At 41.0% G+C, this 25,907-nt stretch carries 24 protein-coding genes; 13 read left to right on the forward strand and 11 right to left on the reverse strand.

What is annotated here, in order from left to right:
• Positions 1–37 precede the first annotated feature (37 nt).
• The 5 genes from NSQ76_RS14220 (at position 38) to NSQ76_RS14240 (ending at position 4,691) form a co-directional block, all read left to right on the forward strand.
• Positions 38–1,174, forward strand: coding sequence for a sensor histidine kinase (locus NSQ76_RS14220; protein WP_341054435.1), 1,137 nt, complete (start codon positions 38–40; stop codon positions 1,172–1,174).
• On the forward strand, positions 1,171–1,770 hold the full coding sequence (locus tag NSQ76_RS14225; protein ID WP_024424818.1) for a response regulator transcription factor: 600 nt from the start codon (positions 1,171–1,173) through the stop codon (positions 1,768–1,770). The genes NSQ76_RS14220 and NSQ76_RS14225 overlap by 4 nt, the downstream gene beginning before the upstream one ends.
• Before the next feature lie 197 nt (positions 1,771–1,967).
• Positions 1,968–2,888 (forward strand): iron-hydroxamate ABC transporter substrate-binding protein, encoded by a 921-nt coding sequence (locus NSQ76_RS14230; protein ID WP_024424819.1) that lies wholly within the window; start codon positions 1,968–1,970, stop codon positions 2,886–2,888.
• Between the two features lie 109 nt (positions 2,889–2,997).
• Positions 2,998–3,687: a response regulator transcription factor gene (locus NSQ76_RS14235; protein ID WP_024426155.1), complete on the forward strand. Its 690-nt coding sequence runs from the start codon at positions 2,998–3,000 to the stop codon at positions 3,685–3,687.
• Positions 3,687–4,691 (forward strand): sensor histidine kinase, encoded by a 1,005-nt coding sequence (locus NSQ76_RS14240; protein ID WP_133744300.1) that lies wholly within the window; start codon positions 3,687–3,689, stop codon positions 4,689–4,691. Before NSQ76_RS14235 ends, NSQ76_RS14240 begins: the two co-directional genes overlap by 1 nt.
• Before the next feature lie 61 nt (positions 4,692–4,752).
• Here the strand turns inward: NSQ76_RS14240 and NSQ76_RS14245 are convergent, their stop codons facing one another.
• Both NSQ76_RS14245 and NSQ76_RS14250 read right to left on the reverse strand, forming a co-directional pair.
• Positions 4,753–6,006 carry an FtsW/RodA/SpoVE family cell cycle protein gene (locus NSQ76_RS14245; RefSeq protein WP_024424822.1) on the reverse strand — a complete coding sequence of 418 codons (1,254 nt, stop codon included), beginning with the start codon at positions 6,004–6,006 and terminating at the stop codon, positions 4,753–4,755.
• Positions 5,997–6,341 (reverse strand): PadR family transcriptional regulator, encoded by a 345-nt coding sequence (locus NSQ76_RS14250; RefSeq protein ID WP_024424823.1) that lies wholly within the window; start codon positions 6,339–6,341, stop codon positions 5,997–5,999. The genes NSQ76_RS14245 and NSQ76_RS14250 overlap by 10 nt, the downstream gene beginning before the upstream one ends.
• A gap of 327 nt (positions 6,342–6,668) precedes the next feature.
• Here NSQ76_RS14250 and NSQ76_RS14255 point away from each other — a divergent pair, with 327 nt between their 5' ends.
• The gene (locus tag NSQ76_RS14255; RefSeq protein ID WP_341054442.1) at positions 6,669–7,430 is read left to right on the forward strand and encodes an ABC transporter ATP-binding protein; all 762 of its coding nucleotides are present in this window, start codon (positions 6,669–6,671) and stop codon (positions 7,428–7,430) included.
• The gene (locus NSQ76_RS14260) at positions 7,420–9,357 is read left to right on the forward strand and encodes an ABC transporter permease (protein ID WP_025092272.1); all 1,938 of its coding nucleotides are present in this window, start codon (positions 7,420–7,422) and stop codon (positions 9,355–9,357) included. Before NSQ76_RS14255 ends, NSQ76_RS14260 begins: the two co-directional genes overlap by 11 nt.
• A 38-nt stretch (positions 9,358–9,395) precedes the next feature.
• On the opposite strand, the gene NSQ76_RS14265 is transcribed toward NSQ76_RS14260, so the two are convergent.
• The 6 genes from NSQ76_RS14265 to NSQ76_RS14290 form a co-directional block, all read right to left on the reverse strand.
• The gene (locus tag NSQ76_RS14265; RefSeq protein ID WP_341054445.1) at positions 9,396–10,748 is read right to left on the reverse strand and encodes an amidohydrolase family protein; all 1,353 of its coding nucleotides are present in this window, start codon (positions 10,746–10,748) and stop codon (positions 9,396–9,398) included.
• A gap of 263 nt (positions 10,749–11,011) precedes the next feature.
• On the reverse strand, positions 11,012–11,626 hold the full coding sequence (locus NSQ76_RS14270; RefSeq protein WP_285709320.1) for a LysE/ArgO family amino acid transporter: 615 nt from the start codon (positions 11,624–11,626) through the stop codon (positions 11,012–11,014).
• Between the two features lie 132 nt (positions 11,627–11,758).
• Positions 11,759–13,339, reverse strand: coding sequence for an acyl-CoA synthetase MbcS (gene mbcS / locus NSQ76_RS14275; RefSeq protein WP_034624228.1), 1,581 nt, complete (start codon positions 13,337–13,339; stop codon positions 11,759–11,761).
• Positions 13,340–13,565: 226 nt separating this feature from the next.
• On the reverse strand, positions 13,566–13,778 hold the full coding sequence (locus NSQ76_RS14280) for an alpha/beta-type small acid-soluble spore protein (protein WP_024424829.1): 213 nt from the start codon (positions 13,776–13,778) through the stop codon (positions 13,566–13,568).
• A gap of 89 nt (positions 13,779–13,867) precedes the next feature.
• On the reverse strand, positions 13,868–15,073 hold the full coding sequence (gene thiI / locus NSQ76_RS14285; protein ID WP_024424830.1) for a tRNA uracil 4-sulfurtransferase ThiI: 1,206 nt from the start codon (positions 15,071–15,073) through the stop codon (positions 13,868–13,870).
• Between the two features lie 4 nt (positions 15,074–15,077).
• Positions 15,078–16,220 carry a cysteine desulfurase family protein gene (locus NSQ76_RS14290; RefSeq protein ID WP_341054453.1) on the reverse strand — a complete coding sequence of 381 codons (1,143 nt, stop codon included), beginning with the start codon at positions 16,218–16,220 and terminating at the stop codon, positions 15,078–15,080.
• A gap of 186 nt (positions 16,221–16,406) precedes the next feature.
• Between NSQ76_RS14290 and brnQ (NSQ76_RS14295) the strand changes: the two genes are divergently transcribed.
• Both brnQ (NSQ76_RS14295) and brnQ (NSQ76_RS14300) read left to right on the forward strand, forming a co-directional pair.
• Positions 16,407–17,747: a branched-chain amino acid transport system II carrier protein gene (gene brnQ, locus NSQ76_RS14295; RefSeq protein ID WP_280149330.1), complete on the forward strand. Its 1,341-nt coding sequence runs from the start codon at positions 16,407–16,409 to the stop codon at positions 17,745–17,747.
• A gap of 214 nt (positions 17,748–17,961) precedes the next feature.
• Positions 17,962–19,305 (forward strand): branched-chain amino acid transport system II carrier protein, encoded by a 1,344-nt coding sequence (brnQ, locus tag NSQ76_RS14300; protein ID WP_341054458.1) that lies wholly within the window; start codon positions 17,962–17,964, stop codon positions 19,303–19,305.
• A gap of 41 nt (positions 19,306–19,346) precedes the next feature.
• On the opposite strand, the gene ezrA is transcribed toward brnQ (NSQ76_RS14300), so the two are convergent.
• Positions 19,347–21,050 carry a septation ring formation regulator EzrA gene (ezrA, locus tag NSQ76_RS14305; RefSeq protein ID WP_341054461.1) on the reverse strand — a complete coding sequence of 568 codons (1,704 nt, stop codon included), beginning with the start codon at positions 21,048–21,050 and terminating at the stop codon, positions 19,347–19,349.
• 340 nt (positions 21,051–21,390) lie between these two features.
• On the opposite strand from ezrA, the gene hisJ reads away from it, so the two are divergent.
• A complete protein-coding gene (gene hisJ / locus NSQ76_RS14310) occupies positions 21,391–22,206 on the forward strand; it encodes a histidinol-phosphatase HisJ (RefSeq protein ID WP_197172606.1) in 816 nt (271 codons plus the stop codon).
• On the opposite strand, the gene refZ is transcribed toward hisJ, so the two are convergent.
• Positions 22,176–22,841 (reverse strand): forespore capture DNA-binding protein RefZ, encoded by a 666-nt coding sequence (refZ, locus tag NSQ76_RS14315; RefSeq protein ID WP_024426169.1) that lies wholly within the window; start codon positions 22,839–22,841, stop codon positions 22,176–22,178. The two genes, hisJ and refZ, sit on opposite strands and share 31 nt — an antisense overlap.
• Positions 22,842–22,967: 126 nt before the next feature.
• On the opposite strand from refZ, the gene NSQ76_RS14320 reads away from it, so the two are divergent.
• The 3 genes from NSQ76_RS14320 (at position 22,968) to NSQ76_RS14330 (ending at position 25,306) form a co-directional block, all read left to right on the forward strand.
• Complete coding sequence (locus NSQ76_RS14320) at positions 22,968–23,465, forward strand: GAF domain-containing protein (protein WP_101676760.1); 498 nt, start codon at positions 22,968–22,970, stop codon at positions 23,463–23,465.
• A gap of 303 nt (positions 23,466–23,768) precedes the next feature.
• Positions 23,769–24,371 carry a 30S ribosomal protein S4 gene (gene rpsD, locus NSQ76_RS14325; protein WP_024424838.1) on the forward strand — a complete coding sequence of 201 codons (603 nt, stop codon included), beginning with the start codon at positions 23,769–23,771 and terminating at the stop codon, positions 24,369–24,371.
• A 374-nt stretch (positions 24,372–24,745) separates the two neighbouring features.
• A complete protein-coding gene (locus tag NSQ76_RS14330) occupies positions 24,746–25,306 on the forward strand; it encodes a hypothetical protein (RefSeq protein ID WP_101676758.1) in 561 nt (186 codons plus the stop codon).
• 26 nt (positions 25,307–25,332) lie between these two features.
• Here the strand turns inward: NSQ76_RS14330 and NSQ76_RS14335 are convergent, their stop codons facing one another.
• Complete coding sequence (locus NSQ76_RS14335; RefSeq protein WP_341054467.1) at positions 25,333–25,899, reverse strand: cysteine hydrolase family protein; 567 nt, start codon at positions 25,897–25,899, stop codon at positions 25,333–25,335.
• Positions 25,900–25,907 lie beyond the last annotated feature (8 nt).

Below are 25,907 nucleotides of genomic sequence, written 5' to 3' on the forward strand. Positions count from 1 at the left end.
GGAAAAACAATGAAAAACGAAAAAAGGTGGCACACGGATGAAAAAACAGTTTAAACTTCAAAAATTGCATGGGATTTCCCCCTATATATGGGCCATTTTTTTCATCCTGCCCTTCTATTTTATCCTTAAGACACCTTCGACTTTAGGTATTGTGATCGGCATTATTTTGAACGTCGTCTTTTTCGCTGTGTATCGTTTTGCCTTTGTTGCAAAAGGCTGGTCATTATATGTCTTTGGCCTATTATTGATCGGTATTTCAACTGGTTATGTGATGCTCTACAGCTATATTTATTTCGCTTTTTGCATCGCCTATTTTAACGGACATATTAAACGAAAAGTTCCCTTTTATATCTTGTACTATATCCATCTGGCGAGCGCCGCCGTGGCAGTGAACTTTAGTTTGATCTTAAAAAAGGGCTGGTTTCTCACACAAATTCCTTTTGTCGTCATCACTCTGATTAGTGCCATTCTTCTTCCTCTCAGCATTCGGAGCAGGAAGGAACGTGAACGGCTTGAGGAGAAATTAGAATATGCCAATGAACGGATTGCAGATCTTGTGAAGCTTGAAGAAAGGCAGCGCATTGCACGCGACCTGCATGACACCCTTGGACAAAAGCTTTCTTTGATCGGTTTAAAAAGTGATCTTGCCCGTAAACTCGTGTATAAAGACCCTGAACAGGCTCGTGCCGAACTCAAAAGCGTCCAGCAGACCGCCAGAACGTCTCTCAATGAAGTGCGGAAGATTGTTTCCTCCATGAAAGGCATCCGAATCAAAGAGGAAATGTCGAACATCGAGCAAATTCTCGAAGCAGCTGGAATTGAATTGATTTATGATGAAAAGGAAGCACCGAAACACATCTCACTTCTGAACGAAAACATTGTGAGCATGTGTATCAAAGAGGCGGTGACGAATGTCGTCAAACATAGTGATGCAACGGTTTGTAAAATCACCATTCACCAAAAGTCAAAGGAAGCCATCATCACCGTTGAGGACGACGGAACATTTAAAGGCGACTATCCATCCTCTCAAACGAAGGGTCACGGTCTTTTAGGAATAAGAGAAAGATTGGAATTTGCAAATGGCCGCCTGCGGATTGAAACAAAGGACGGGACAAAGCTCATTATGAGCATTCCAAATGATTCAGCAGCAAAAGAAAAGGAGGGTATGAAATGATCAATATCTTTATCGCAGAAGATCAGCAAATGCTGCTTGGTGCACTCGGTTCACTTCTCGATTTAGAAGACGATATGACGGTTGTTGGGAAAGGTACAAATGGCCAAGATGCCATCGATTTTGCCAAAACACACCCTGTTGATATTTGCTTAATGGATATTGAAATGCCGGGAAAATCCGGACTTGATGCAGCGGAAGAGCTCAAAGGATCAGATGTGAAAATCATTATTTTAACGACCTTTGCCCGCTCCGGTTATTTCCAAAGGGCGCTAAAAGCGGGCGTCAGCGGCTACATGCTGAAAGACAGTCCAAGCGAGGAGCTGGCAAGTGCGATTCGCAGTGTGATGAAAGGGAAAAAGGTGTATGCCCCTGAATTGATGGAAGACTTATATAGTGATGAAAATCCTTTAACGGAGCGAGAGAAATCGGTCCTTGAACTCGTCGCAGACGGTAAAAACACAAAAGAAATTGCAAAAGAACTCAGCATCAAAAGCGGCACTGTCCGGAACTACATTTCCATTATTTTAGATAAGCTGGAAGTGAAAAACCGCATCGAAGCCATTACACGCTCAAAAGAAAAAGGCTGGTTTAAATAAGAAAAAAGATCAGGACACATGCTGCCTTGATCTTTTTTTATTGAAAATCCCCCCTTTATTTTTTATTACCAGCTATCAAAATGTCATTGACAACAGCCTACATTCCTATGATATGATATCCAAGTGATAATAATTATCATTATCACTAATACAACCAATATCCGGCTTATGCGCCGATTTCAAAGGAGTCTACATTCATGAAGAAAATATTGTTCCCTCTGATGCTCATCTTTGTACTTGCATTGAGCGCATGTGGCAATAGCAGCAGCTCTTCCTCAAATAAAGGAAACCAATCAGCATCATCAGACAAAATTACATATCAATCTGAAAATGGACCTGTGAAGCTGCCAGCGCATCCAAAACGTGTTGTTGTGCTCGGTTCTTACACAGGGAATGTCATGTCACTTGGTGTGAACCTTGTCGGCGTTGACTCTTGGTCCAAAAAGAATCCGCGTTTCCAAAAGAAATTAAAAAATGTGGAAGAAGTATCTGATGCAAATGTAGAGAAAATCATGAAGCTAAAGCCTGATGTCATCATTGGCTTAAGCAATACTAAAAATGTAGAAAAACTCAAAAAAATCGCACCAACCGTTTTGTTTACGTATAACAAAGTGGATTACCTTCAGCAGCACATTGAAATCGGAAAAGTTTTAAACAAAGAAAAAGAAGCAAAAGCTTGGGTAAAAGATTTCAAAAAACGCGCAGCTGAAGCTGGAAAAGAAATCAAAGCAAAAATCGGTAAAGATGCAACAGTTTCTGTCTTTGAAAGCGGCACAAAAGATCTTTACGTTTTTGGAGATGCATGGGGCCGCGGAACAGAAATTCTCTATCAAGCAATGAAACTGAAAATGCCTGAGAAAGTGAAAGAAAAAGCATTAAAAGCCGGCTACTACGCAGTTTCACAGGAAGTCATTCCTGAATTTGCAGGAGACTATATGATCATTAGTAAAAACAGCGAAATGGACAATTCCTATCAAAATAGTGAAATTTACAAGTCCATCCCAGCTGTCAAAAAACATCGTGTGTATGAAGCCAATGCAGAGGAATTCTATTTTAATGACCCACTCACACTTGAATTCCAACTATCATTCTTTAAAAAGCACTTTTTAGGTAAATAAGCTGAAGCAAGGGATCTCTTCCCTTGCTTTTTTCATGTCTGCTTCTAGCGGCAGGACCTTTTTTCCGCTACAATGACAACAAGCGAATACAAAAAGTGTGGTGCTGATTTTGTTTAAGATTTTACTAATTGAAGATGATACAACCCTCTTCCAGGAAATCAAAGAACGTCTAGTCAACTGGTCCTATGATGTCTATGGGATTCAAGATTTCCATCAGGTGTTTCAGGAATTCACGTCTGTCCAGCCTGATCTCGTCATTATAGATATACAGCTGCCAAAGTACGATGGCTTTCACTGGTGCCGGATGATTCGGCATCATTCAAATGTTCCAATCATCTTCCTCTCCTCAAGAGACCATCCAGCTGATATGGTCATGTCAATGCAGCTCGGTGCCGATGATTTTGTGCAAAAGCCCTTCCATTTTGACGTGCTCATTGCCAAAATAAGTGCTGTTCTTCGCCGCGTGCATGATTATAATGCAGAACCGGCCAGCCTAAAGGTATGGTGCGGCGCTGCGATTGACCTAGAAAAAAATACCGTAACAAATGATCATGGTGAGGTTGAATTAACAAAAAATGAGTTATTTATTCTCAAGGAACTGATTCAGCATAAAAATCATATCGTCAGCCGTGAATCACTCATTCAAGCATTGTGGGAGGATGAACGTTTTGTCAGTGACAATACACTGACTGTAAACGTCAACCGCCTCAGAAAAAAACTAGACGAGATCTCCCTTGGCGCCTTCATTGAGACAAAAGTGGGTCAAGGCTATCTTGCAAAGGAAAAGGATGATCAATGATGCTGCAAGCATTTTTAAAAGAACGAAGAAGCTGGATTCTTTTTTTTCTTAGTTTGCAGCTCCTCATTCTGTTTGTTGCTTATTTGGATACGACCATTCCAATCGCTTCTCTTTTTTATATTGTGCTATTGTCTACGTTTCTCATGATTGTCTTTCTCTTTCTCCGATACCGAAAAGAAACGGCTTATTATGAGAGGTTGAAAGAATGGGATGATGACATTGAACATCAAATACGGCTAACCCCCTCTTCCCCATTTGAGCAGCTCATCCATGATGCAACGTCAGAGCAAATCGCACGCTACCGGCAGATGGCAGCAGAGCAGAAAATCGCTCTCGAAGAAGAAAAAGATGAATTGCTCTCTTGGATACATGAGGTCAAAACACCGCTTACAGCGATGCGCTTAATGATTGACCGCTTAACAGATCAGCAGCTGAAATCCAATATGACGTATGAGTGGCTCAGAATACATTTATTACTTGATGCCCAGCTGCACCAAAGCAGAGTACGTCATATCGAAAATGATTTATTCATTGAAAAGCTGGACCTGCAAAGCATCATAGCGAAAGAAATCAAAGCGCTCCAATCATGGTGTATGCAAAAAGGAATCGGCTTTGAGCTGGCGCTGGAGGAACGCACCGTATTAAGTGATATAAAATGGTTATCCTTTATGATCAGACAGGTACTCACAAATGCAGTCAAATACAGCCATTCTTCCGATATTGTCATTGAAAGCAAGCAAATAAATGACCAAGTCATGCTGACGATCACAGATCAAGGCAGAGGAATTGATCCAAGAGACATCTCTCGTATTTTTGAAAAAGGCTTTACCTCAACTAGACATCACAATGACACCGCCTCAACAGGAATGGGGCTCTATTTAACGAAAAAAGGAGCAGACGCTCTTCATATCACGATCGAGGTCAACTCCACGATAGATCAAGGGACAACCTTCACCTTCATCTTTCCGAAAAAGAATGATTTTGTTCATATTGCGAGCATGTGAAAAGCAATCACAATCTCTTCGCGGCCGTCAAAACTTGCGCGAAGAGATTGAGGTGGCTTACTTAGGAAATACTCCCTGCTTCTTGGCGAAAAACATCTCCCATCTGTCTCCGTCTATAAATACTTAGGATCAGCCCAACAGCCATCATTTCTAGAAGAATATGTGAACCTCCATAGCTCATAAAAGGCATAGACACTCCAGATAAAGGCAGCAAGCCAAAGTTTGTGAAAATGCTTAAGAGACATTTTGCTGCAAACACAGACGCTAAACCTGTCATGACCATTTTGCCATAAGCCATTTTCACTCGTTTTGCTGTATGAAATACTCTGTGAATAAAGATGACAAACAACAGGAGCGCAATGAGCCCTGCCAACCAGCCAAATGAATAAATGATATATGTAAACATCCAATCCGTGTGAACTTCAGACATGGCATAAGGTGTGATCTGAAGCCCGTTTGAGCTGAATTCATGAATTCTATAAAAGAAAAGGTGCCCATCTGCTTGAGAAAGAGAAAATAATTCAACCATCACATATAAAATGCTTGCTGCTGTCAGCATAATGATTTGCCATAAACTTGCGCTAGACACATACATCACGGTTATGCACATGACCAGACAAATAACGGTCGCAGGAAGAAAACCAATCGTACTGATTAAAATAATCGGTAAAGCCATCATCCCTACTCCAAGCCAAGCTCTGTACGCATTCTCCCAATTCCAATTGTGAAAGATACCTGCTAAAGAAATAGCTAGAAGAAAAGGCATAATCTCAGTCAAATTAATAGATACATCATTTATTCTTAAAAAAAGAACACCGTTCACTCTTGACCCGAACATCATTGAAAAAATAAGTGTTCCGAGTGTCCCAATGTATAAATGCCAAGAGTATTTCAATAAGCGCCGATAATCGAATGAAAACAAACCAAACATAAGCACTAGACCAACTAGATAAAAGGCAAGACTTTTATAAAAAATGTTCATGTTTTGAAAATTTATAAAATCTGAATGAAACTGCAAAAAGTACATCACAAGCAGCCCGCAAGAACAAGTGGCTAACACAAGAAGAATCATTTTAAAATCGATTTGGGTTTTATGTGTTTCATGGAGCTGCATTCCGAGAATTTCCGCATCACCAATTTGATTCAACGCTTGATCTACCGCCTCTTCTTCAGACTTCCCTGCATTCATCGCTTCCTCTTTTAGCGTGTATAGATGATCCATCAGTTCAAGCTTTACACTCGAATGAACATCTTTATTTTTAATTCGTTTACATACACTTTTGACATACTTCTCGAACTTTTTATCTAATCCCATGCGATTTTCTCTCCGTTCAAAACGCCATCAACTGCATGTTTGAATATGTTCCATTCTTCTTTCTTTTCCTGTATCAATGCTTTCCCTTGTTCATTGATTTTGTAATACTTTCTTTTCCGGTTGCCACTCCCTTCGCCCCAGTAAGAGATAATGAATTCTTTCGCCTCCAAATTGTGCAGAATAGGATAGATTGTCCCTTCTTTAAAACTGAAAATCCCTTCCGACTTCGTCTCTAATTCTTTAATCATTTCATATCCATACATCGGTCTTTCATTTAATAAGCTTAAAATAAGGGTAGCTGTACTTCCCTTTAGAAGCTCTTTACTCACTTTCATTCTTAGTTACCTCCAATACATAGATTTACTATGCATATATTTAATATGCATATCATACATGAATAAAATCGCCATGTAAAGCTTCAAAACACTATCATGACATAAAAAATCAGAGAAGATTGATCCATAAGAGTGAAAAACAGATAAAATAAATGGGGAAAGAAAACTCACCCTGAAAAGAAACTGGTTTACATACAATTTGTTTAAAAAACAAGCATGTGACAACAATGTCACATGCTCGTCTGTTTTGTTCGCCAAATCGAAGGACGTTTGGCAGGCTTCTTTTTATACTAGAGTTATCAATTAAAAGAAAAAGGGGTTCAGCAAATGAACATTTTAGAAGCTCGCAAAATTTATAAAAGCTATGGAAATAAATTCAACAAACAAGAGGTGCTCAGCGGCATTGATTTGACCATTGAAGCCGGGGAATTTGTTAGTATCATGGGGCCATCAGGCTCGGGGAAAACAACCCTTCTGAACGTATTGTCCTCTATCGATCATGTGTCCAGCGGATCCATTCGTATTGCAGATGCTGAGATGACACAAATGAAGGATCAGCAGCTTGCGGAATTTAGAAAAAAGCAGCTTGGCTTTGTTTTTCAAGATTATAATTTACTTGATACACTCACAGTCAAAGAAAATATTCTTTTGCCTTTATCCATATCCAAAACACCAAAAAAAGAAGCTTTTGAACGTTTTCAGCAGCTCGCAGAAGACATGAGGATTTATGAACTAAGAGACAAATACCCGAACGAACTCTCTGGCGGACAAAAGCAGCGGACATCGGCGGTTCGTGCCTTCATTCATGAGCCAAGTCTTATTTTCGCTGATGAACCTACAGGGGCACTTGATTCCAAATCGGCATCTGACCTGCTCAACAAGCTGCAAGATTTCAATCGCAAACGAAAAGCGACCATTGTGATGGTGACACATGATCCTGTCGCAGCCAGCTATTCAAGCCGCGTCATTTTTATCAAGGATGGACAGATTTATACACAGTTGAATAAAGGCGCTTTAGAAAGAAAAATGTTTTTCGAGGATATTATGAAAACGCAAGGTGTCTTAGGCGGTGTGAAGCATGAACATTAATCAGCTCATCTTCCGTAACTTGAAGAAAAATTTGAAGAATTACTATTTATATGTGTTTGCTCTCGTGTTTAGTGTCGCGCTCTATTTTTCCTTTGTCACCTTGCAGTACTCGCCAGCACTTGATGGTGTAAAAGGCTCCATTAAAGGCGGCGCTTCAATTAAAGCCGCTTCGGTGCTACTCATTGCGATCGTCGGTATTTTCCTGCTATATGCGAATAGCATTTTTATTAAACGCAGAGGAAAAGAAATAGGTCTCTTACAGCTCATTGGTATGACGAAACAAAAAATTGCCAGACTGCTCAATGCAGAAAACTTTATCCTGTACGTGACAGCCATGGTTATCGGCATCATTGCCGGCTTTATCGGTTCAAAGCTGATGCTGATGGTGCTATTTAAAGTAACCGGCGTGAACGCCATCGCCAATCTGCATTTTTCAGGCATGGCCCTTCTGCAAACACTTATTGTCTTTTTCATTATCTATGGATTGATTATGCTGAGAAATAGGCGTTTTATTAAAAAACAGACGATTTTATCTTTGTTTAGAACAACATCTTCGACAGAACAGCGTGTGAAAAAGATCTCTGTGTTTGAAATCATCATTGGGGTTTTCGGTATTGTCTTGATCAGCTCAGGCTATTATATTTCTTCTAAGCTTTTTACCGGCTCATATACGTCGATGCTTGAGTTACTTTTAGCCATGATTTATATTCTAGCCTCTGTCATCATCGGTACCTTTCTTTTTTACAAAGGCTCTGTTTCTTTCATTGCCAATATCGTACGTAAAAGAAAAAATGGCTATCTCGCCATTCATGAAGTGTTATCATTGTCATCCATTATGTTCCGGTTAAAATCAAATGCACTGCTTTTAACGATTATTACAACCGTATCTGCACTTGCCATCGGTTTGCTGGCTCTTAGCTACATTTCCTATTACTCAGCGGAAAAAACCGCTGAGCAGCAAATTCCAGCTCATTTCGTCATGGGCTCAGAAAAAGAAGCAGCAACCTTCACTCGTGCACTTTCTGACAAACATATTGCTTATGATCAAAAGCAGGTCAAAGTGATTCAAGCGAAATTTGATGCGAAAAAAATCATGGATTCAGAATTGAAAAATATGAAAAATGATCCAGGCGTATTGACACTGCCTGTGATCAGTGAGAAAAACGCACCAAATATTCATGTAGAGAACAACGAAGTTATTTTAAGCGGCTACAGTGATCTATTAAAGAAATTCATGCCGATTCAAAGCTCAGGCGATGTGAAGCTTCTCATCAAGGAGCCTGTTGATTTGAAAGTCATGGATATGAAGAAAGATTATCTCATTTCATACAACTTCACTTTTGGCGGTCTGCCTGTTGCCGTCGTGAGTCAACATGTTTTTGAGCAGCTCGACAAACAGAAAGATCCAAAGCTGCAGCTTGAGAATAGCCAATATAACGCAGTCGATATAAAAGATGATAAAAATCTTGAACAAGCAAATCGCGTGTTTACATCTTTAAAACTAAGTGACAAAAGCATGTCTCAATTAGCTTCAGCTCAGCAGCAAAAACAAACAATAGGACTAATGATGTTTGTGGTCGGATTTTTAGGTCTCAGCTTCCTTGTCACATCAGGCTGTATTTTATACTTTAAACAAATGAATGAAAGTGAAGAGGAACAAAGCTCCTACACGATCTTGCGTAAGCTTGGTTTTACTGAGAAGGATCTATTAAAAGGCATCCGGCTTAAACAGCTGTTTAACTTTGGGATTCCGCTCATCATCGGATTGCTGCACAGCTACTTTGCTGTACAATCAGGCTGGTTTTTGTTCGGCGGAGAATTGTGGACTCCAATGCTTATCGTCATGTCGATTTACACTGCCCTCTATTCTGTCTTCGGATTCCTGTCTGTCCAATATTATAAAAAGGTCATCAAAGAATCCTTGTAAACAATTCCCCATAGGCATCGCCTATGGGGTTATTTTATTTACGAAGGTGTCGATTCAAACTTGTGTGATAAAATATGGTCTCTTGCTGCATAAGCTTTTCGTTTGACCTCTTCTAGGTTCACATCAACAAGCTTTCCGTTTCGTTTCACTGCTTTTCCAGCCACATAAACAGAATCAACATTTGAAGGATGTGCCGTTTGGACAACCGCTCCAGCTGGATCTGACATTGGAAGAAGATTCATGCTTGTCCGGTCGATTAGGATGAAATCAGCTTCTTTCCCAGGTGTAAGCGACCCAATTTTATGATCGAGCTGTAATGCACGAGCCCCATTGATCGTCGCAGCCTCAAGCATTTGATGAGCAGACAGCCCAAGTTCAGGCCCCGGCATGATCCCATCCATTAACAACGATTGATTTTGGACCGCGCGCTCTGCTTGAAGTCCGAATTTCATTTGGGCAAACAAATCTCCCCCTGTCGCTGTCACTACGTCTACACCGAGCGTTGGAAGAACACCTTGTTCAATCGCAAGTCCTGTGACAGGATAACCGTGACCCATCATCATTTCAATTTCAGGGGTAATGGATATGGAGCTTCCGCTGTCTGCCAGCATCTTCATTTGATCCGCATCAATTGCATTAATATGCACCATGTTCAAATCTGGTCCGAGTAACCCTGCTTTATGAAGCCGCTCAATCGATCGATCTTCCGCTCCCCAATTCCCAAAGCCGATGTGCATACTGCATAGAGCATCTAGAGACCGGGCTGTTTCAATTTCAAATACCGACGTCTCCCATGATGAAAACTCTGGACCACGAATCGCAAGTCCCATTGTTAAAAGCTGATCTGATGATTGAAAATGTGCTTTTTTCACACGTGCTGCGTCCTCCATATTAGTGAGCGTACTCTCTCTATCCCAATATTCAGCATCTCCAGAGGACCCAAAAGCAAAAACAGCTCGTATGCCCGCATCTTTTAATCCTTCAATGAGCTCTTCTGTATGATCCATTGAATTGATCATCGTCCAGTCTAAAAATGTGGTCACACCTGCATCTAAAGCCTCTAATGCCCCTAAATAATTGGCGATTCGATCGTCGGATGGGCGTCTCATCGCTCCATAGTTGCCATAATAGATTTTGCTCAAATATGTCTGCAAAGACCAATCCGTCCCTATGCCCCGGATGACAGACTGCCACACATGCCGATGTGTATCTACAAGACCTAGCATGATGACCATATCAGATGCATCAACGATGTCTGCATCACTTACTTCAATTGAAGGCCTAACTTCTAAAATATGTTTCCCTTCAATTAACAAATCTCCCTTTTCAAGAAAACCTAAAGATGGATCCAGTGTTAAGAGAGCTGCATCTTTAAACAATGTTTTCTTCATCCATATCCCCCTTTTCAAATGACGAGGATAAATGCCCCCGCCTCAATGACATTTTAAAACAGAACAGGATCGAATTAGAAGAAAAGTGACTTATCTCAATATATGAAGAGCAGGCGTTTCTGAAATAGTTCTTTCGATCATCCCAAACTCAAAGAATTTCATAGGTTTGATTCCGATATATTGTAAGGCTGCTACACTTCCAACATAAAAAAAGCGCAGGATCATTACGTCCAAACGCTTCTTTGTTTGATTCTCTATGTACCTTACACAATCAATTGATACCCAATGTATAACGCAACCAGCCAGATCATGACCGCCGAAGCCTTATTGATACGGTTCATCCATTTGCCGTTTGTATCTAACTTTCCTAACATCTTCCCTAAAAGGGCGAGCCCCATAAACCATAACCAGGACACGATGATACAGGCAAGTGTGAACGCCAGCTTTTCTGCTCCGCTATATTGCAGCGAATTCGTACCAATGACACCTATCGTATCGAGAATCGCATGGGGATTTAAAAGAGAAACTGAACAGGCAAATACAATTTGTTTTCTTGCAGGCATTAATTTCTGCTTCTCTTCATCACCTGATGATGAGCTTGTGTTCCATACAGACCATCCCATATACACTAAAAAACAGAAACCAATGATATAAAGGCCGATTTGCAGCACAGGAATGGTAAACACCACAACAGAAACACCTATGACAGCTAAAGCAATTAAAAGTGTGTCACAAAGAGCAGCCGTGATGACGACAGGCATTGCTCGATATAATCGAGGCTGCAGCGCTCCTTGTTGAAATACAAATACATTTTGTGCGCCCAAAGGTAAAATGAGACCAAAGGCAAGCACAATTCCATGAATGATCGCAATGGACATCTACTAACATTCTCCTTTTTCAGAAATTCCTACATATTTTAACACAAAGCCCCCTGCCTGCTTTCAACGAATTTCATTTTCCGTACAAAAAAAGCGCCGGATGCTTCCATCCGAACGCTTCTCGCTTCTTTATTATTGACCTTTTCGTGCAAGCTCTCTTTCTCTCAGCTCTACACGGCGAATTTTCGCTGACGGAGTTTTTGGCAGCTCGTCAATGAATTCGATTTCTCTTGGGTATTTGTACGGTGCTGTTGTGTTTTTCACATGTGTTTGCAGCTCTTTGATCAGTTCATCACTTTGATCAGTTCCATCACGAAGGACGACATATGCTTTGACGATTGATCCTCTGATTTCATCTGGGCTCGCCACAACTGCACATTCCTTCACTGCTGGATGCTTGATCAGTGCATCTTCTACTTCAAACGGTCCAATTGTATAGCCTGAGCTGACAATGATGTCATCTCTGCGGCTTTCAAACCAGAAGTACCCATCTTCGTCTTTTTTCGCGCGGTCACCCGTAATAAAGTAATTGCCGCGGCGCTGCGCTTTTGTACGCTCTTCGTCTTTATAGTATTCCTTAAACAAAGCCGGCGTTTCAAGATGCACCGCAATGTCACCAATTTCTCCAGGTGCGCAGACGTTTCCATCCTCATCAATGATATCTACTTCGTTGCCAGGGGTTGGTTTTCCCATACTGCCTGGCTTGATGTCCATTCCTTTTAATACCCCTACGAGCAGTGTGCTTTCAGTTTGGCCATAGCCGTCTCGTACTTCTATATCGAAATGCTTTTTGAATGTATCAATGACTTCACGGTTCAGCGGCTCTCCCGCAGAAACAGCACTATGCAGCTTCGGCAGCTCGTACTGACTCAAATCATCTACTTTTGCCATAAAGCGGTATTCTGTCGGTGTACAGCATAGGACATTGATTTCATTATTTTGAAGCAGCTCTAAGTATGTATTGGGATTGAATTTCCCTCCATATACAAAGCCTTCTGCTCCACTTCCTAACACAGATAAGAGGGGGCTCCACACCCATTTTTGCCAGCCTGGACCTGCTGTTGCCCATACTTTATCTCCTTCATTAATGGAGAGCCATGCTTTGGCAGCTGTGCGTAAATGTGCATACGCCCATCCGTGTGTATGAACAACCCCTTTAGGGTTCCCTGTTGTACCTGATGTATAGGATAAAAACGCCATGTCTGTGCGCTTTGTATCTGCCAACTCAAGTTCGTTTGATTGCTCTTCCTTTTGCGCTAGAATGTTTGTCCAGCCATGATCATTTTCACCGATTGAAAATGTTTTAAAATCGTTTGGCTGTTTGGTTCCGTCGAACGATTGAATGAATGAAGAGTAGACGATCGCTCCTTTTGCTTCTGCGTGTTCAATTCGGTAATCTAAATCTTTCGCACGCAGCATTTCAGAACAAGGAATCACAACCATTCCTGTTTTCAAAATTGCTAAATAAATGCTGTATGCCTCGAGCATGCGCGGCACCATCACAATGATTTTATCGCCTTTTTTGAAGCCTGCTTTTAATAAAACATGTCCAATTTTATTTGCCTCTTCCACTAATGCTGCATACGTCACATGTGCTTCGTGGCCATTGCCGTCCTGCCAGTGCAGGGCCATTTTCTCCTTGTCATGACTGAACGCTTCAATCTCACTGACTAAGTTATATTGTTCTGGTGCAATTAAGTCTTCTCTTTTCATGGTACAGCTCCTTTTAGCCTCTTTCTTATGAAACGAAACATGTTTCAATTTACCTATTCTAACACTCATAACTGAAAAATGCTTGAATTAGGACCTACTCCTAGTATTATGCCATAATTTTTTAAATCCGTCTTCTTTTTTAAAAATATTCTAACTATTTATATGTACAAAAAGAAAAGAGCGGGAAGGATCCCGCTCATAAGCCATAGCTTTTAAATTGTGTGTCTTAGAAAGATCCGCCACCCATATGTTGTTGAGCGTAAGATACAAGACGCTTAGTGATTTCTCCACCAACTGATCCGTTAGCGCGAGATGTAGTTTCTGCACCAAGGTTTACACCAAATTCAGAAGCGATTTCGTACTTCATTTGGTCGATAGCTTGTGCAGCGCCTGGTACTAGTAATTGGTTAGAACTGCTTTGTCTGTTTTGTTGAGCCATGTGTTCTCACCTCCTTGTGAATATAGAATGTGTAGAAACACATGACTTCATGCGATTGATTTTATGGTAATTATTATGAAATTTTCGTTTTAGAATAGATCAGCGAATTCGTCTGCCGCTTTCTTTTCATTTGTCACAATAATTGTTTCAATTTGCTCTACTGCCTCGTCCAGCATCGGCTCGAAATCAGCAAAGCTTTCGTAGCGTTCTACCTTCTCAAGCTTTGGCTTTGTTTTAGGAGACGGCGGCGTAAAAATCGTACAGCAATCCTCGAAAGGCTGAATGCTTGTATCGTATGTGCCAATTCGTCTCGCTTCATCAATAATGTCATTTTTATCGACAGCAATAAGCGGGCGGATGATTGGTGTATTGGTCACATGGTTAATAGCATACATGCTTTCAAGTGTCTGGCTTGCCACTTGACCAAGGCTTTCTCCGGTAATAATCGCAAGGGCATCACGCTTTTCTCTTATTTTGTCAGCTATTTTCAGCATCATTCTTCTTGTTGATGTCATTGTATAGTTTTCAGGTACTTGTTTATGGATCAGCTCTTGAATTTTTGTAAAAGGTACGATGTGAAGCTTCACTTCGCCTCCATATGCTGCCAGGCATTCTGCAAGATCAATGACCTTTTGTTTGGCACGTTCACTTGTATACGGCGGGCTAAAGAAATGCACAGCTTCGATTTCAATTCCGCGTTTCATTGCTTGATAGCCGGCAACTGGGCTGTCAAAGCCGCCTGAAAGCATGAGCATCGCTCTTCCGCTAGAACCAACCGGCAGGCCGCCTGCACCTTTGACATCTTTAAATGTAATGTACGTTGCTTGCTCTCTGATTTCAATGCGTAAATGCACATCCGGCTGTTTCACATTGACCGTTAAGTTTTCCGTATTCTTTAGAACATGTCCGCCAATTTCACGGTTCATTTCATTTGAATCAAGTTCAAATTGTTTATAAGAGCGTTTCGTTGAGACTTTAAATGTATTTCCTTGTTCATACACTTCCTGTACTGCTGTTAGTGCCGCTTCTTTAATCGCATCTAGATTCGTCTCGCATTTAACCGCAAGACTAAAGCTCTGAATACCAAATACACTTTTGAGCTGTTCTGAAATCGGTTCAGGGTCTTCTCCGTTCAGCATAATCGTGATGCGGTCTCTATCAGATGCAACCTTTAATGCTTCAAAATCCTTTAAGACGAACCGAATGTGCTTTCTTAGTTTTTCAATAAATTTCTTTCTATTCTTCCCTTTTGTTGAGATCTCACCAAAACGGACTAAAATATGATCATATTTCATGCTGTTATCTCATTCCTTTTAATTTTTTCACACTTTGTGCGATCGATGTGATGATTTGCGGCGTTAGCTCTGGTCCTTGTCCATACGTCAAGCTGATTCTCATACTGCTTTTGGCTACTTCCTCTGGTTTTCCCATTGCCAGCAGTACACGGCTTGGCTCTTTTTTCTTGGCTGAACAGGCAGAGGTTGTAGAAACATATATGCCTTCTTTTTCAAGCGTATGGAGGAGGACCTCAATTTGAATACCCGGTACTGAAAAATTCACAATGTGCGGCGCACTTTGCTCCCTCGGTGTATTCATCACAATACCTTCTATCTCTCCAAGCTGTTTTTGCAGCTGCGTTTTTAAGTTCAGCATCTCATTATGATACTTGTCAAGCTGTTCAAATGATTGTTTCATGGCTTTTGCTAAGCTGACAGCTCCAGCAGGGTTTTCAGTACCCGAACGAAGTCCTAATTCCTGCTCTCCCCCAGTAATGAAAGGGGCGAGAGTGACATCTTTCTTTAAAAAGAGTGCTCCTGTGCCTTTTAATCCATGAATTTTATGGCCTGACATCGTCAAAAGGTCTACATCCAGCTGTTTATTGAGTGCGACCTTGCACATTCCCTGCACCCCGTCGACATGAAAAAGTGCGTTTTCGGCATGCTCACGAATGATGCCAGCAGCTTCTTCAATCGGCTGGATAGCACCGGTTTCGTTATTGACGTGCATCATGCTGACAAGCACTGTATCAGGGCGAAGCACTTCTTTTAAATGAGTCATATCTGCATGGCCATGCTCATTTACTTGAATATAGGAGATGTCAAAGCCAAATAACGCCTTCAGCTGTTCAAACGATTCAATAACAGAAGGATGCTCTATTTCTGTGGTCACAATATGCTTGCCCCGGTTCATTTTGGCAAGTGCTGCTCCTTTAATGGCGATGTTATTCGCTTCTGTTGCACCAGAAGTAAAAATAATCTCATATTGTTTCAAGCCCGTGTAGTGAAGCATTTGTTTTCTCGTTTCATTTAACAGCCGGCTTGCATCTATCCCGAGCTGATGAAGCGAAGATGGATTTCCAAAATAACGTTCACTCACTTGCTGATATACTTGTAAAACCTCAGGGTACGGTTTTGTGGTTGCACTATTATCAAGATACATCATTGCGAAACTCCTTATCCTCTTGCGTTTAACTAATATGATCCGAATTCCTTTTATTTCAATATAAAGCGGTATATTGACAACCTCATCAATTCACTATATCATGCATAGTGCCATTGTCATATTTTTTCCTAAATTAACAGAATATTTAAACATGGCGGAAAAATAAAATAATAGGGGGATAACCTTATGAAAAATAAGTTAAGTCAAACAGACACATTAGCCATCGGCTTAATGTTGTTTGCACTCTTTTTCGGCGCAGGCAATATGATATTCCCTCCTGTACTTGGACAGTACGCAGGTGAAAACGTATGGCTTGCGATCGGTGGATTTTTACTGACCGGAGTTGGGCTTCCACTCTTAGGTGTCATCGCCGTTGCCCTGACAGGAACTGGTGCAAAGGGGCTTGCTGACAAAGCTCATCCTACATTCGGTACCATTTTCACTGTCATTTTATATTTATCCATTGGGCCTTTCTTTGCGATCCCTCGTACTGGAACGGTTTCTTATGAAATTGGGCTGGCGCCGTTTCTGTCTGAAGCGCAGTCTGAATCATGGATTCCATTATTCTTGTTTTCGATTGCTTTTTTCGGCATTACCTATGCTCTTGCTTTAAATCCATCGAAGCTTGTTGACCGAATCGGTAAAATTTTAACACCAATTTTACTCGCTGTCATTGCTTTAATTGTGATCAAAGCGATCGCGACACCAATGGGTGGAATTGGGAGTCCGCATCCAACTTATGAAGGAAGCCCGCTGTTTACCGGCTTTTTAGAAGGCTACAAAACGATGGATGCTCTTGCTTCAATCGTTTTCGGAATTGTCGTTGTCACGGCTGTGAAAGAGCGCGGTATGACAGAACGTAAATCGATTGCCGCAGCCTGTATTAAAGCTGGGCTTGTCGCAGCTGCTGGACTAGCTCTTGTGTACATATCACTCGCTTATGTCGGAGCATCAAGTCCTGAGGCAACAGGTATGGTCGGGGCAAATGAAGGTGGAAAACTCCTTTCGCTTTCGGCGAAATTTTTATTTGGTTCTGCTGGTAATATTGTGCTAGGGGCTGCGATTTTATTTGCCTGTTTGACCACAAGTATTGGCCTGGTTTCATCCTGCGGGGAATATTTTTCTTCACTATTTCCACGCTTTTCTTATCGCACTGTTGTTTTAGTTGTATCTTTATTCAGTACATTTGTGGCAAACCTTGGACTGGCACAAATTATTTCGCTCTCTGTTCCGGTTCTTGTTGCGATTTATCCGTTAGCCATCGTGATCATTCTCTTATCTTTTCTTGATCGCTGGATCAACGGAAGACGGATTATTTATATCGCTTCACTCATTTTTACAGGTATCTTTGCCGTCATCGACGGGTTAGTGGCAGCAAAGATTCCTCTTGGCGGTTTAAATGAAATTTTAGAAGCTACTGTTCCTTTATACAAACTTGGGATCGGCTGGGCTATCCCTGCCGTACTTGGAGCCATTATTGGTCTTCTTATTTCTTTGTTTACGAGCCCACCTAAACAGCCTGCTTAATCAAGCATCAAATCAAAAAACATCCCCTTCATAGGAGAAGGGGATGTTTTTGATTGTTCTTCATATACTAAAATAGAAAAATTCATGACTTTTGTATGAAAACACATGTTGACATCAGGCGTACATCCTTTATAATTAGTGAATGTTAATGAAGAACCGTTTTAGCAGCTAATTAACAGAATATTTCAACATAATATTGGAGGCTTTATATTCAATGAAGGCAACATTGTCGACGAAAGATACGATTATTATAGGTTTTATGTTATTTGCTTTATTCTTCGGCGCCGGAAATATGATTTATCCGCCAGAGCTTGGGCAATATGCCGGAACAAATGTCTGGAAAGCAATGGGCGGATTTTTATTAACAGGTGTCGGTTTACCTCTACTCGGGATTATTGCGATTGCTTTAACAGGGCGTGATGCAAAAGGACTTGCAGATAAGGCTCACCCAGTGTTTGGAACAGCATTCACCGTCATTTTATATTTATCCATTGGGCCGCTTTTCGCTATTCCGCGTACAGGAACAGTTTCGTATGAGATTGGAGCATTACCATTTTTATCAAGTGTGCCAGCTTGGCTGTCCCTTCTTTTATTTACACTTGTCTTTTTCGGTATTACGTATTACCTTGCTTTAAATCCAACGAAAATCGTGGATCGTGTAGGGAAAATATTAACACCGATTAAATTTACGATCATTTTTATTATCATTGTCAAAGCCATTTTGACACCGATGGGCGTCATTGGTACACCAGATGTATCTTATAGCAACGGATCGTTTTTCAAAGGATTTTTAGAGGGCTATAAAACGATGGATGCTCTTGCTTCTATTGTATTTGGAATTGTTGTCATCAACGCGATTAAAGGACGCGGTGTGACAAGTAAAAAGGCACTGGCTTCTGCTTGTATCAAAGCGGGTTTGATTGCAGCTGCTGGATTAACCTTCGTTTACCTGTCACTTGCATATCTAGGTGCTTCTAGTACACATGCCATTGGATTCGTTGGAGATGGAAGCACAATCTTAGCTCAGTCTTCTCAGTTCCTTTTCGGCAGTCTAGGAAATATTGTGTTAGGAGCTGCCATCACAGTCGCTTGTTTAACAACAAGTATCGGTCTTGTCACATCATGCGGAGAGTATTTCTCAAAGTTACTTCCTAAGCTTTCTTATAAAATGGTCGTGACACTTGTTACATTGTTTAGTTTCATTATTTCTAACTTTGGACTTGCTCATATTGTTGCTTTCTCTGTTCCAGTCTTAACAGCGATTTATCCGCTGGCGATTGTGATCATCGTTCTATCACTTGCTGATAAATGGCTTGGACATAGAAGACCTGTATATGTCCTCTCGTTAATTTTAACAGGGTGCGTGAGCTTATTTGACGGCTTAGCAGCAGCAAAGCTTCCAATCGGTCCAGTAAAAGACATTTTCCAAACCGTGCTGCCTTTTTATGACCTTGGCATTGGCTGGCTTGTCCCTGCGATACTTGGAGTCGCTATTGGGTTCGTGATCTCCCTTTTCACTTCTTCTGCTTCAGAAAAACGTCAGAAGCAGGCATCATAATACAAAAAAAGCTGAAGTCCTATCAATGGACTTCAGCTTTTTTATTGATGCTGATATTCTTTTTCGTGCTGAGCTAATAGCTTCTGAACGGCTCCAGGTGATGCTTTTTCAACAGCTGATGCTGCTACATCAAATGAACCGTTATAATCATACGCATAAAATCTTCGCTCTGCCTCTTTTAATTGTTCTGAAAGAATATGATTTTGGCTTCTAAAACGATTGCCATATTGAATGATTCGTTCAATTTGATCCACCTTAGTGAGCATTTCTTCCGTCTCATTCACAACATGTCTCACTGTGTCAGAGGCTTCTTTTAATTGCTCATTCACGGCTGGCATGTTGAGCGGCAGGTTCTCCAGCTGCTCGTGCACTTGCTGAATCATCTCCTGCGCTTTTTCAGCCTGCTCTTTCATGTCAGCAGGTACACCTGGAATATTGCTTTTTTGCAGCTGACGCACTGTATCTGTCAGCATCGTTTTGAGCTCAGCCAGTGTTTCTCTCGCTTGCAGCTCTTCTTTTCTTAATGATTGAAGATGATCCTTAAATGTATCATGCAATGCTTTTGCATCATCGATAAAGGTCTCAAGCTGATTGATTTCATTCATTAATAGGGAATATGCGACATGATCACGATCAAGCTTCTCGCGAATTTGTTTCATGAGCTTTTCAATTTCTTCTAAGCGTTTTTCGAACGCCTTCTGTTGATCAAGCTCTCCGGCTGTCAGTTTGTAGCTTTCTTTTACAAGAGCTGTTTCTGCCTTTGTTTGGGTGTGATCCTGCTCTAGCTTTTCAAACGCTTCCGTCAGCTCAGGCATTTTGCTTTTGATTTCCTGACCTGCTTCTACTTCCGCTTCCAGCTGATCATACAGCGTCTGAATGGCATCATCAATCATTTGGAGAATGCTTGATGCCTCATCCAGATTGAGTTCATCAATAAGCAGTTTTTCCGCACGGGTCAGCTGTTTGTTTAAATTCTCAAGCTCTTTAGTGATCTGGATGTGCTCGAGCTTGTAGCCTTTGTCTGTCATTTCTTTATATCCGTCTTTCAGCTTCGTCAGCTGGCCTGGTACGGTTTGTTTGCAGTCTGCAATGAGCTTCGGTACATCATTGATATACAGCTGAAGCTGATCGAGTCTGCGGTCTTGCTCAAGCAAAATCTTTCTTGCTTTCATATAGTTGCCGTTTTCTGTCTCTTCCTCGTACTGCTTGATTCCTTCCCAGGCTTCATCTAAGTCCTGCTCCATTTTGTCATAAAGGGTGCCGTATAAATGGCTGTACGCAAGCAGATTTTTTCGAACTGTTTGATATTGTTCTTTGACCTTTTCAATGTCCTTGCGATTTTGCTCCTCGCTTGTGACAAGGTCTGCAATCTCTTTTAAAATGTCTTCAATGTTCGAATCAGCAGCACTCAGCAAGTCCTCAATGTGCGTAAGAACCTGCTTGGCTTTGGAGAATCGATATTTATCAGAATACTCTTCTGCATCATATAATAGCTCCTCTACCTTTGGAAGATGGGCTGTGACGATATCGTCCCACTCTGCACGCCATCTTTCAAAAAATTGCTCTGTTTCTCCGGTCATTTTTAAATGTTTGATCTTTGAAATTTCTTCTACAATTGATCTGTTTAAAATTTCAATTTTCCATGCTTCCAATCGGTCAATCTCTTTATATATATTTTTTCGCAGGAAATAACCGACTGAAAACAAAGCAAGCAAAATGACAATTAAACCGATGATTAACTCCATAATGAGCCCCCTTGTTGTGATCTAAGTGATGTCAGGGTAAAAGTGTCCCGAGTAGACCTGAGAACCCTTTCGTGTCCGCTTTGCATTTGTTTTTTATAAGCAGGATCGTATGTTTTCCAATACCATCCATTCACGGTTTTATGTATGTTTTTTCAAGAAAGTATTTGTGCGCTTTCTATCATTTGATCACACGTATCAATGTGACCTGCTTTTATGTATGCGGAAGCTGTCGTTTTCATTGTTATTATGATACCATGTAACCAGCATTTTTGGTCATGATTTTTCATTATTTTCGCTGATAAACATCACGTTTTTCAAAATATCGACAAGAGGTGACGACATGCTGAAACAAGATGCACATCTACATACACCGTTTTGCCCGCACGGTTCGCTTGATTCTTTTCATTCTTATATTGAAAAAGCCATCAAAAAGGGATTTGATTCCATAACCTTTACCGAGCATGCCCCGCTGCCTCCATCGTTTCAAGATCCAACACCTGAGCAAGATAGTGCCATGAGGCTCCAAGACCTTGAAGCGTATATAACGAAACTGGCTCAGCTGAAACAAGAATACAAAGGACAATTAATAGTAAAAACTGGGCTTGAGGTTGACTTTATCAAAGAGTATGAAGAGGAAACAAGAACCTTTTTAGACTGCTACGGTCCAGAACTAGACGACGCCATTTTATCTGTTCACTTTCTTCCTGCTGGCGATGATTATATTTGCCTTGATTTTGACGAGCATGCCTTCCAGCAGCTAATAAGCATCTATGGCAGCATCGAACAGGTCTATCAAAGCTACTATGACCAAATTCATTCTTCTATTCTATCATCTTTAGGCCAATATAAGCCAAAGAGAATCGGTCATATCACCCTTGTCCAGAAATTCAAACAGCTTTTTCCATATGAAATGTCACCTGAACTTTGTCAAAAGGTCACCCTTTGCCTTGAAGAAACGGCAAAAAAAGGCATGTCCTTAGATTTTAATACATCAGGTCTTCGTAAAACATATGCCAGAAGTATCTATTTAGATCAATGGATGATTGACCTTGCAAAAAAGAAAAAAATTCCGCTCATATTCGGCTCTGATGCCCATCAAGCGGAAGATCTCGGATATGCGTATGATCAATTCGAGGACATCATGAGGTTTAGATGAGAATCTAGTGCCGGCTCTTTTGGTTCTAACAGATAATGAAGCGAGCGGCTCAGCTCCTTAAAGTACATTTGATAGAAATACGGCTCACTTGGGTTCAAATAAAGCACCTCTGTTAAATATTGCGGCTGTAAATATGGCATCATGAGAAGTGATTTTAGCTGAATCATAAAGGATGCGAGTGAAAGCTGCTCACAAATAACATGGGTGCTTTTTCCTTTTTCAATGATAAGCTGAAACAAATACTTTTCTTTTGTTAAATATGTCGACATGATTTCTCTGATGAGTGTCGAATCAATCGTCACCTCCCGATAAACGAAACGGGTTAATTGACGGTGCTTGTGCTGATAAGATAAAATATCAAAAACCACATGTAGTAAGCATTCTTTTGCATGACGGGTTTCCATGTGATGGAGATGTGATTCAATCATGTGAATGTAGCCTTCATAAAAATCGGATACGAGCTGCTCAAGCAGCCCTCCTTTTCCTTGAAAGTAATAAGAAATGTGGGCAACGTTGACGTTTGCTTCCTTCGCAATCTCACGGACAGAGGTTCCAGAAAATCCTTTTTGGTTAAAAAGTCTGATGGCAGCATCCATAATACGATCTTTTGTTTGCACGGTTGTTGATGTTTTCATCCGCTCACCCCTCTTCATGTGTACATACTTCAAGATGAAGGCGGAAGTTCCTTTTACAATTGCTCGACAAATCCCACATGCGAAACGCAAGTTATGTATTTTTAAGATAGAAAGTAGGAGATTTTCATGTTTCATGTCGAAAAACAGTCTGGCGATCCTTCAAAAGACTATCAATTGCTTGTCAAACAGGTAGAAGCCATTACAGATGGTGAACCTGATCTGATTGCCAACTTGGCAAATGCAGCTGCGCTACTCTATCACTCACTTCCTGAAGTCAATTGGGCAGGGTTTTATTTAGCAAAGGGCGGCGAGCTTGTGCTTGGACCATTTAACGGACTGCCTGCATGTGTGCGCATCCCTTCTGGAAAAGGTGTTTGCGGTACAGCCTTTGCGACAGGTGAAGTGCAGCGTATCGCTGATGTCCATGCATTCCCTGGACATATTGCCTGTGATGCCGCATCGCAATCTGAAATAGTCATTCCGCTCAAGGTCAATGGACAAATCATTGGGGTACTCGATATTGACAGCCCTGTGAAAGACCGCTTCAGTGAAATAGATGAGACCTACCTTACTCAATTTACAGAAATTCTCCAACAGGCGTTATCCGTCTCTACGGATGCGTAATCATGCAGAAAAAGCAGGCACATTGTCTGCTTTTTTATGTTTCTTTGTATAATGGAGAACGTCACCTCTGCCTCTAAATAGGTTGACTTCTCCTACCCAGCGTCATATAATAGAGTTTGTGTGAAATATGGCAGCCTTTTTGTTCGGCTTTTTTGTATCATTTTGTTCCTTCTATATTATGAAGGTGTATCTTGTAACTCCCTGCTGCTGGAGCGAGGATGCATGAAAACATAATGACGAAAAAGAGGAAGAACAGACGGTTTTTATTTTTCACAAATAAAAACAATAAGGAGGAGTCACATTATGGCTCGCTATACAGGTCCAAGTTGGAAGATTTCCCGCCGTTTAGGCATTTCATTAAGCGGAACAGGTAAGGAACTTGAAAAACGCCCTTACGCTCCAGGCCCACATGGTCCAGGACAACGCAAAAAACTATCTGAATACGGTTTACAATTACAAGAGAAGCAAAAGCTTCGTCACATGTACGGTGTCAACGAACGTCAATTCCGTACACTATATGACAAAGCTGCTAAACTTCCTGGTAAACAAGGTGAAAACTTCATGATCCTTCTTGAAACTCGCCTTGACAACCTAGTATACCGTCTTGGCCTTGCTCGTACTCGCCGCCAAGCTCGTCAGCTAGTAAACCATGGTCACATCCTTGTTGATGGAAGCCGTGTAGACATCCCATCTTTCTCTGTGAAACCAGGTCAAACGATTGCTCTTCGTGAGAAATCTCAAAACCTTGCAGTAGTGAAAGAATCAGTTGAAGTAAACAACTTCGTTCCTGAATACCTTTCTTTTGATGCTGAAAAGCTTGAAGGAACTTTCACTCGTCTTCCAGAGCGTTCTGAATTAGCGCCTGAAATCAGCGAACAACTAATCGTTGAGTTCTACTCTCGTTAATTTCATTACTTCTCTAAGAGAGAGCAAACAAACCCTAGATCCCTTGATTGTTCAAGGATTTCTAGGGTTTTTTGTTTCAGGTTTTAATGCTTGAAAAGTTGACATAGGCGTCACCCCTTTTCAAGGGGATTTAGCCAAGACCACCTTTGAGTAAGCCGTACATTTGTACATAAGATCATTGGAAGAAACCTCCCATTTCCAATCACCTCTTTTCCTCGACCGTCCCCTGTATTCTTACTTCAACTAAACCTGTCTCATTTTTATATACAAATATAGGAAATATTTCATTGAAGTGCCTTTTTTCTATTGGTACAATCATGATAGATGACATATCAGTCGTATGGTCTTCTATAGTCCTTAGATGGGGGAGTTCCATGTATAGTATCACGATCATTCTATTCTTACTTTTAACCTTATCAGTGATTGCCTATTCTCTTCTAAGAAAAAAACAGATTATCGATGAGCCGCCCAATAGATTTGCTGCAAGTCTGTTTATCTTCCTGCTCTTTTTTTCTATCTGCTTTGTGATCGCGGTTCCATGTGTATTGCTATACATCACTGTTTTAGGCGTGAATTTTCTTTTTGGAGAAACCATCACGTATGATTCGTTTCTTTCTTTGATCTCTTTCTCTTTGTTCGTGAGTGTTATCGTCGTTTTTTGGTCACCTGTTCTTCTATTCATAGGAAAAGGACTGGCTTATCTCCTTAAACTTCCTGTATGGCTCACTTATGCTTTGGAATGGGTGAGTTCTTGGATCGTTTTACATCTCTCCATCAAGTATGTCCTTTACTTAAACTTTATGAATGTATCGATAGGGGATGACGGCGTATTGATTTTATCATTCTTTGTCAGTTTTTTATTTATTGAGATTGATCTCGTTTACTCACGTAAGAAACAACGAAAACAATCACTTAATACGCAAAAAAGCTCCTAGATATCTTTCTAGGAGCTTTCAAACTTTTATTCTGGACTTGTCCATTTTTTGATGAGCTGCTCTGTTGTCATGACAGTCGCAAATTCATCATGCAGGGTTGCAAGTGAGAGCCGGTGGATCGTATCTGGGTCAAAATATGTACCGTTTTGATCTGTTAGTCCAAAGGCGGCTGTTGCATCTGAGATCAGATACGTATCAAAGCCAAGATTTCCGCTCATTCTTGTGGTTGTTGATACGCAGTGAGGTGTTGTTAATCCTGCAATGACGACCGTGTCAATCTGATTTGACCTTAGTTGTTCCTCCAAGCTTGTCCCTATAAAGCTGCTGTTGACTTTCTTTTGTATCACTGTTTCTTCCTCTAGCGGTTTAGCCATATCTTTGAAAAGGTGCCCTTCATTTGCTGGATGAAATACAGAGTCCGGATTGTTGGATGTATGCTGAATATGAATCACTTTCCAGCCCTTCTCTCTCCAAAACGTCAATAGCCGGCTAATATTCTCCTCTGCCTCTAGATTATTGCGTTCTCCCCATTTTTCATGCTCGAACGCTTTTTGTACATCTACAATGATGAAAGCCTTTTGATTCGTTTTCACAAACGTCC

This window comes from Bacillus sp. FSL M8-0256 (assembly GCF_038005765.1).
GTDB classification, from domain to species: Bacteria; Bacillota; Bacilli; order Bacillales; family Bacillaceae; genus Bacillus; species Bacillus safensis.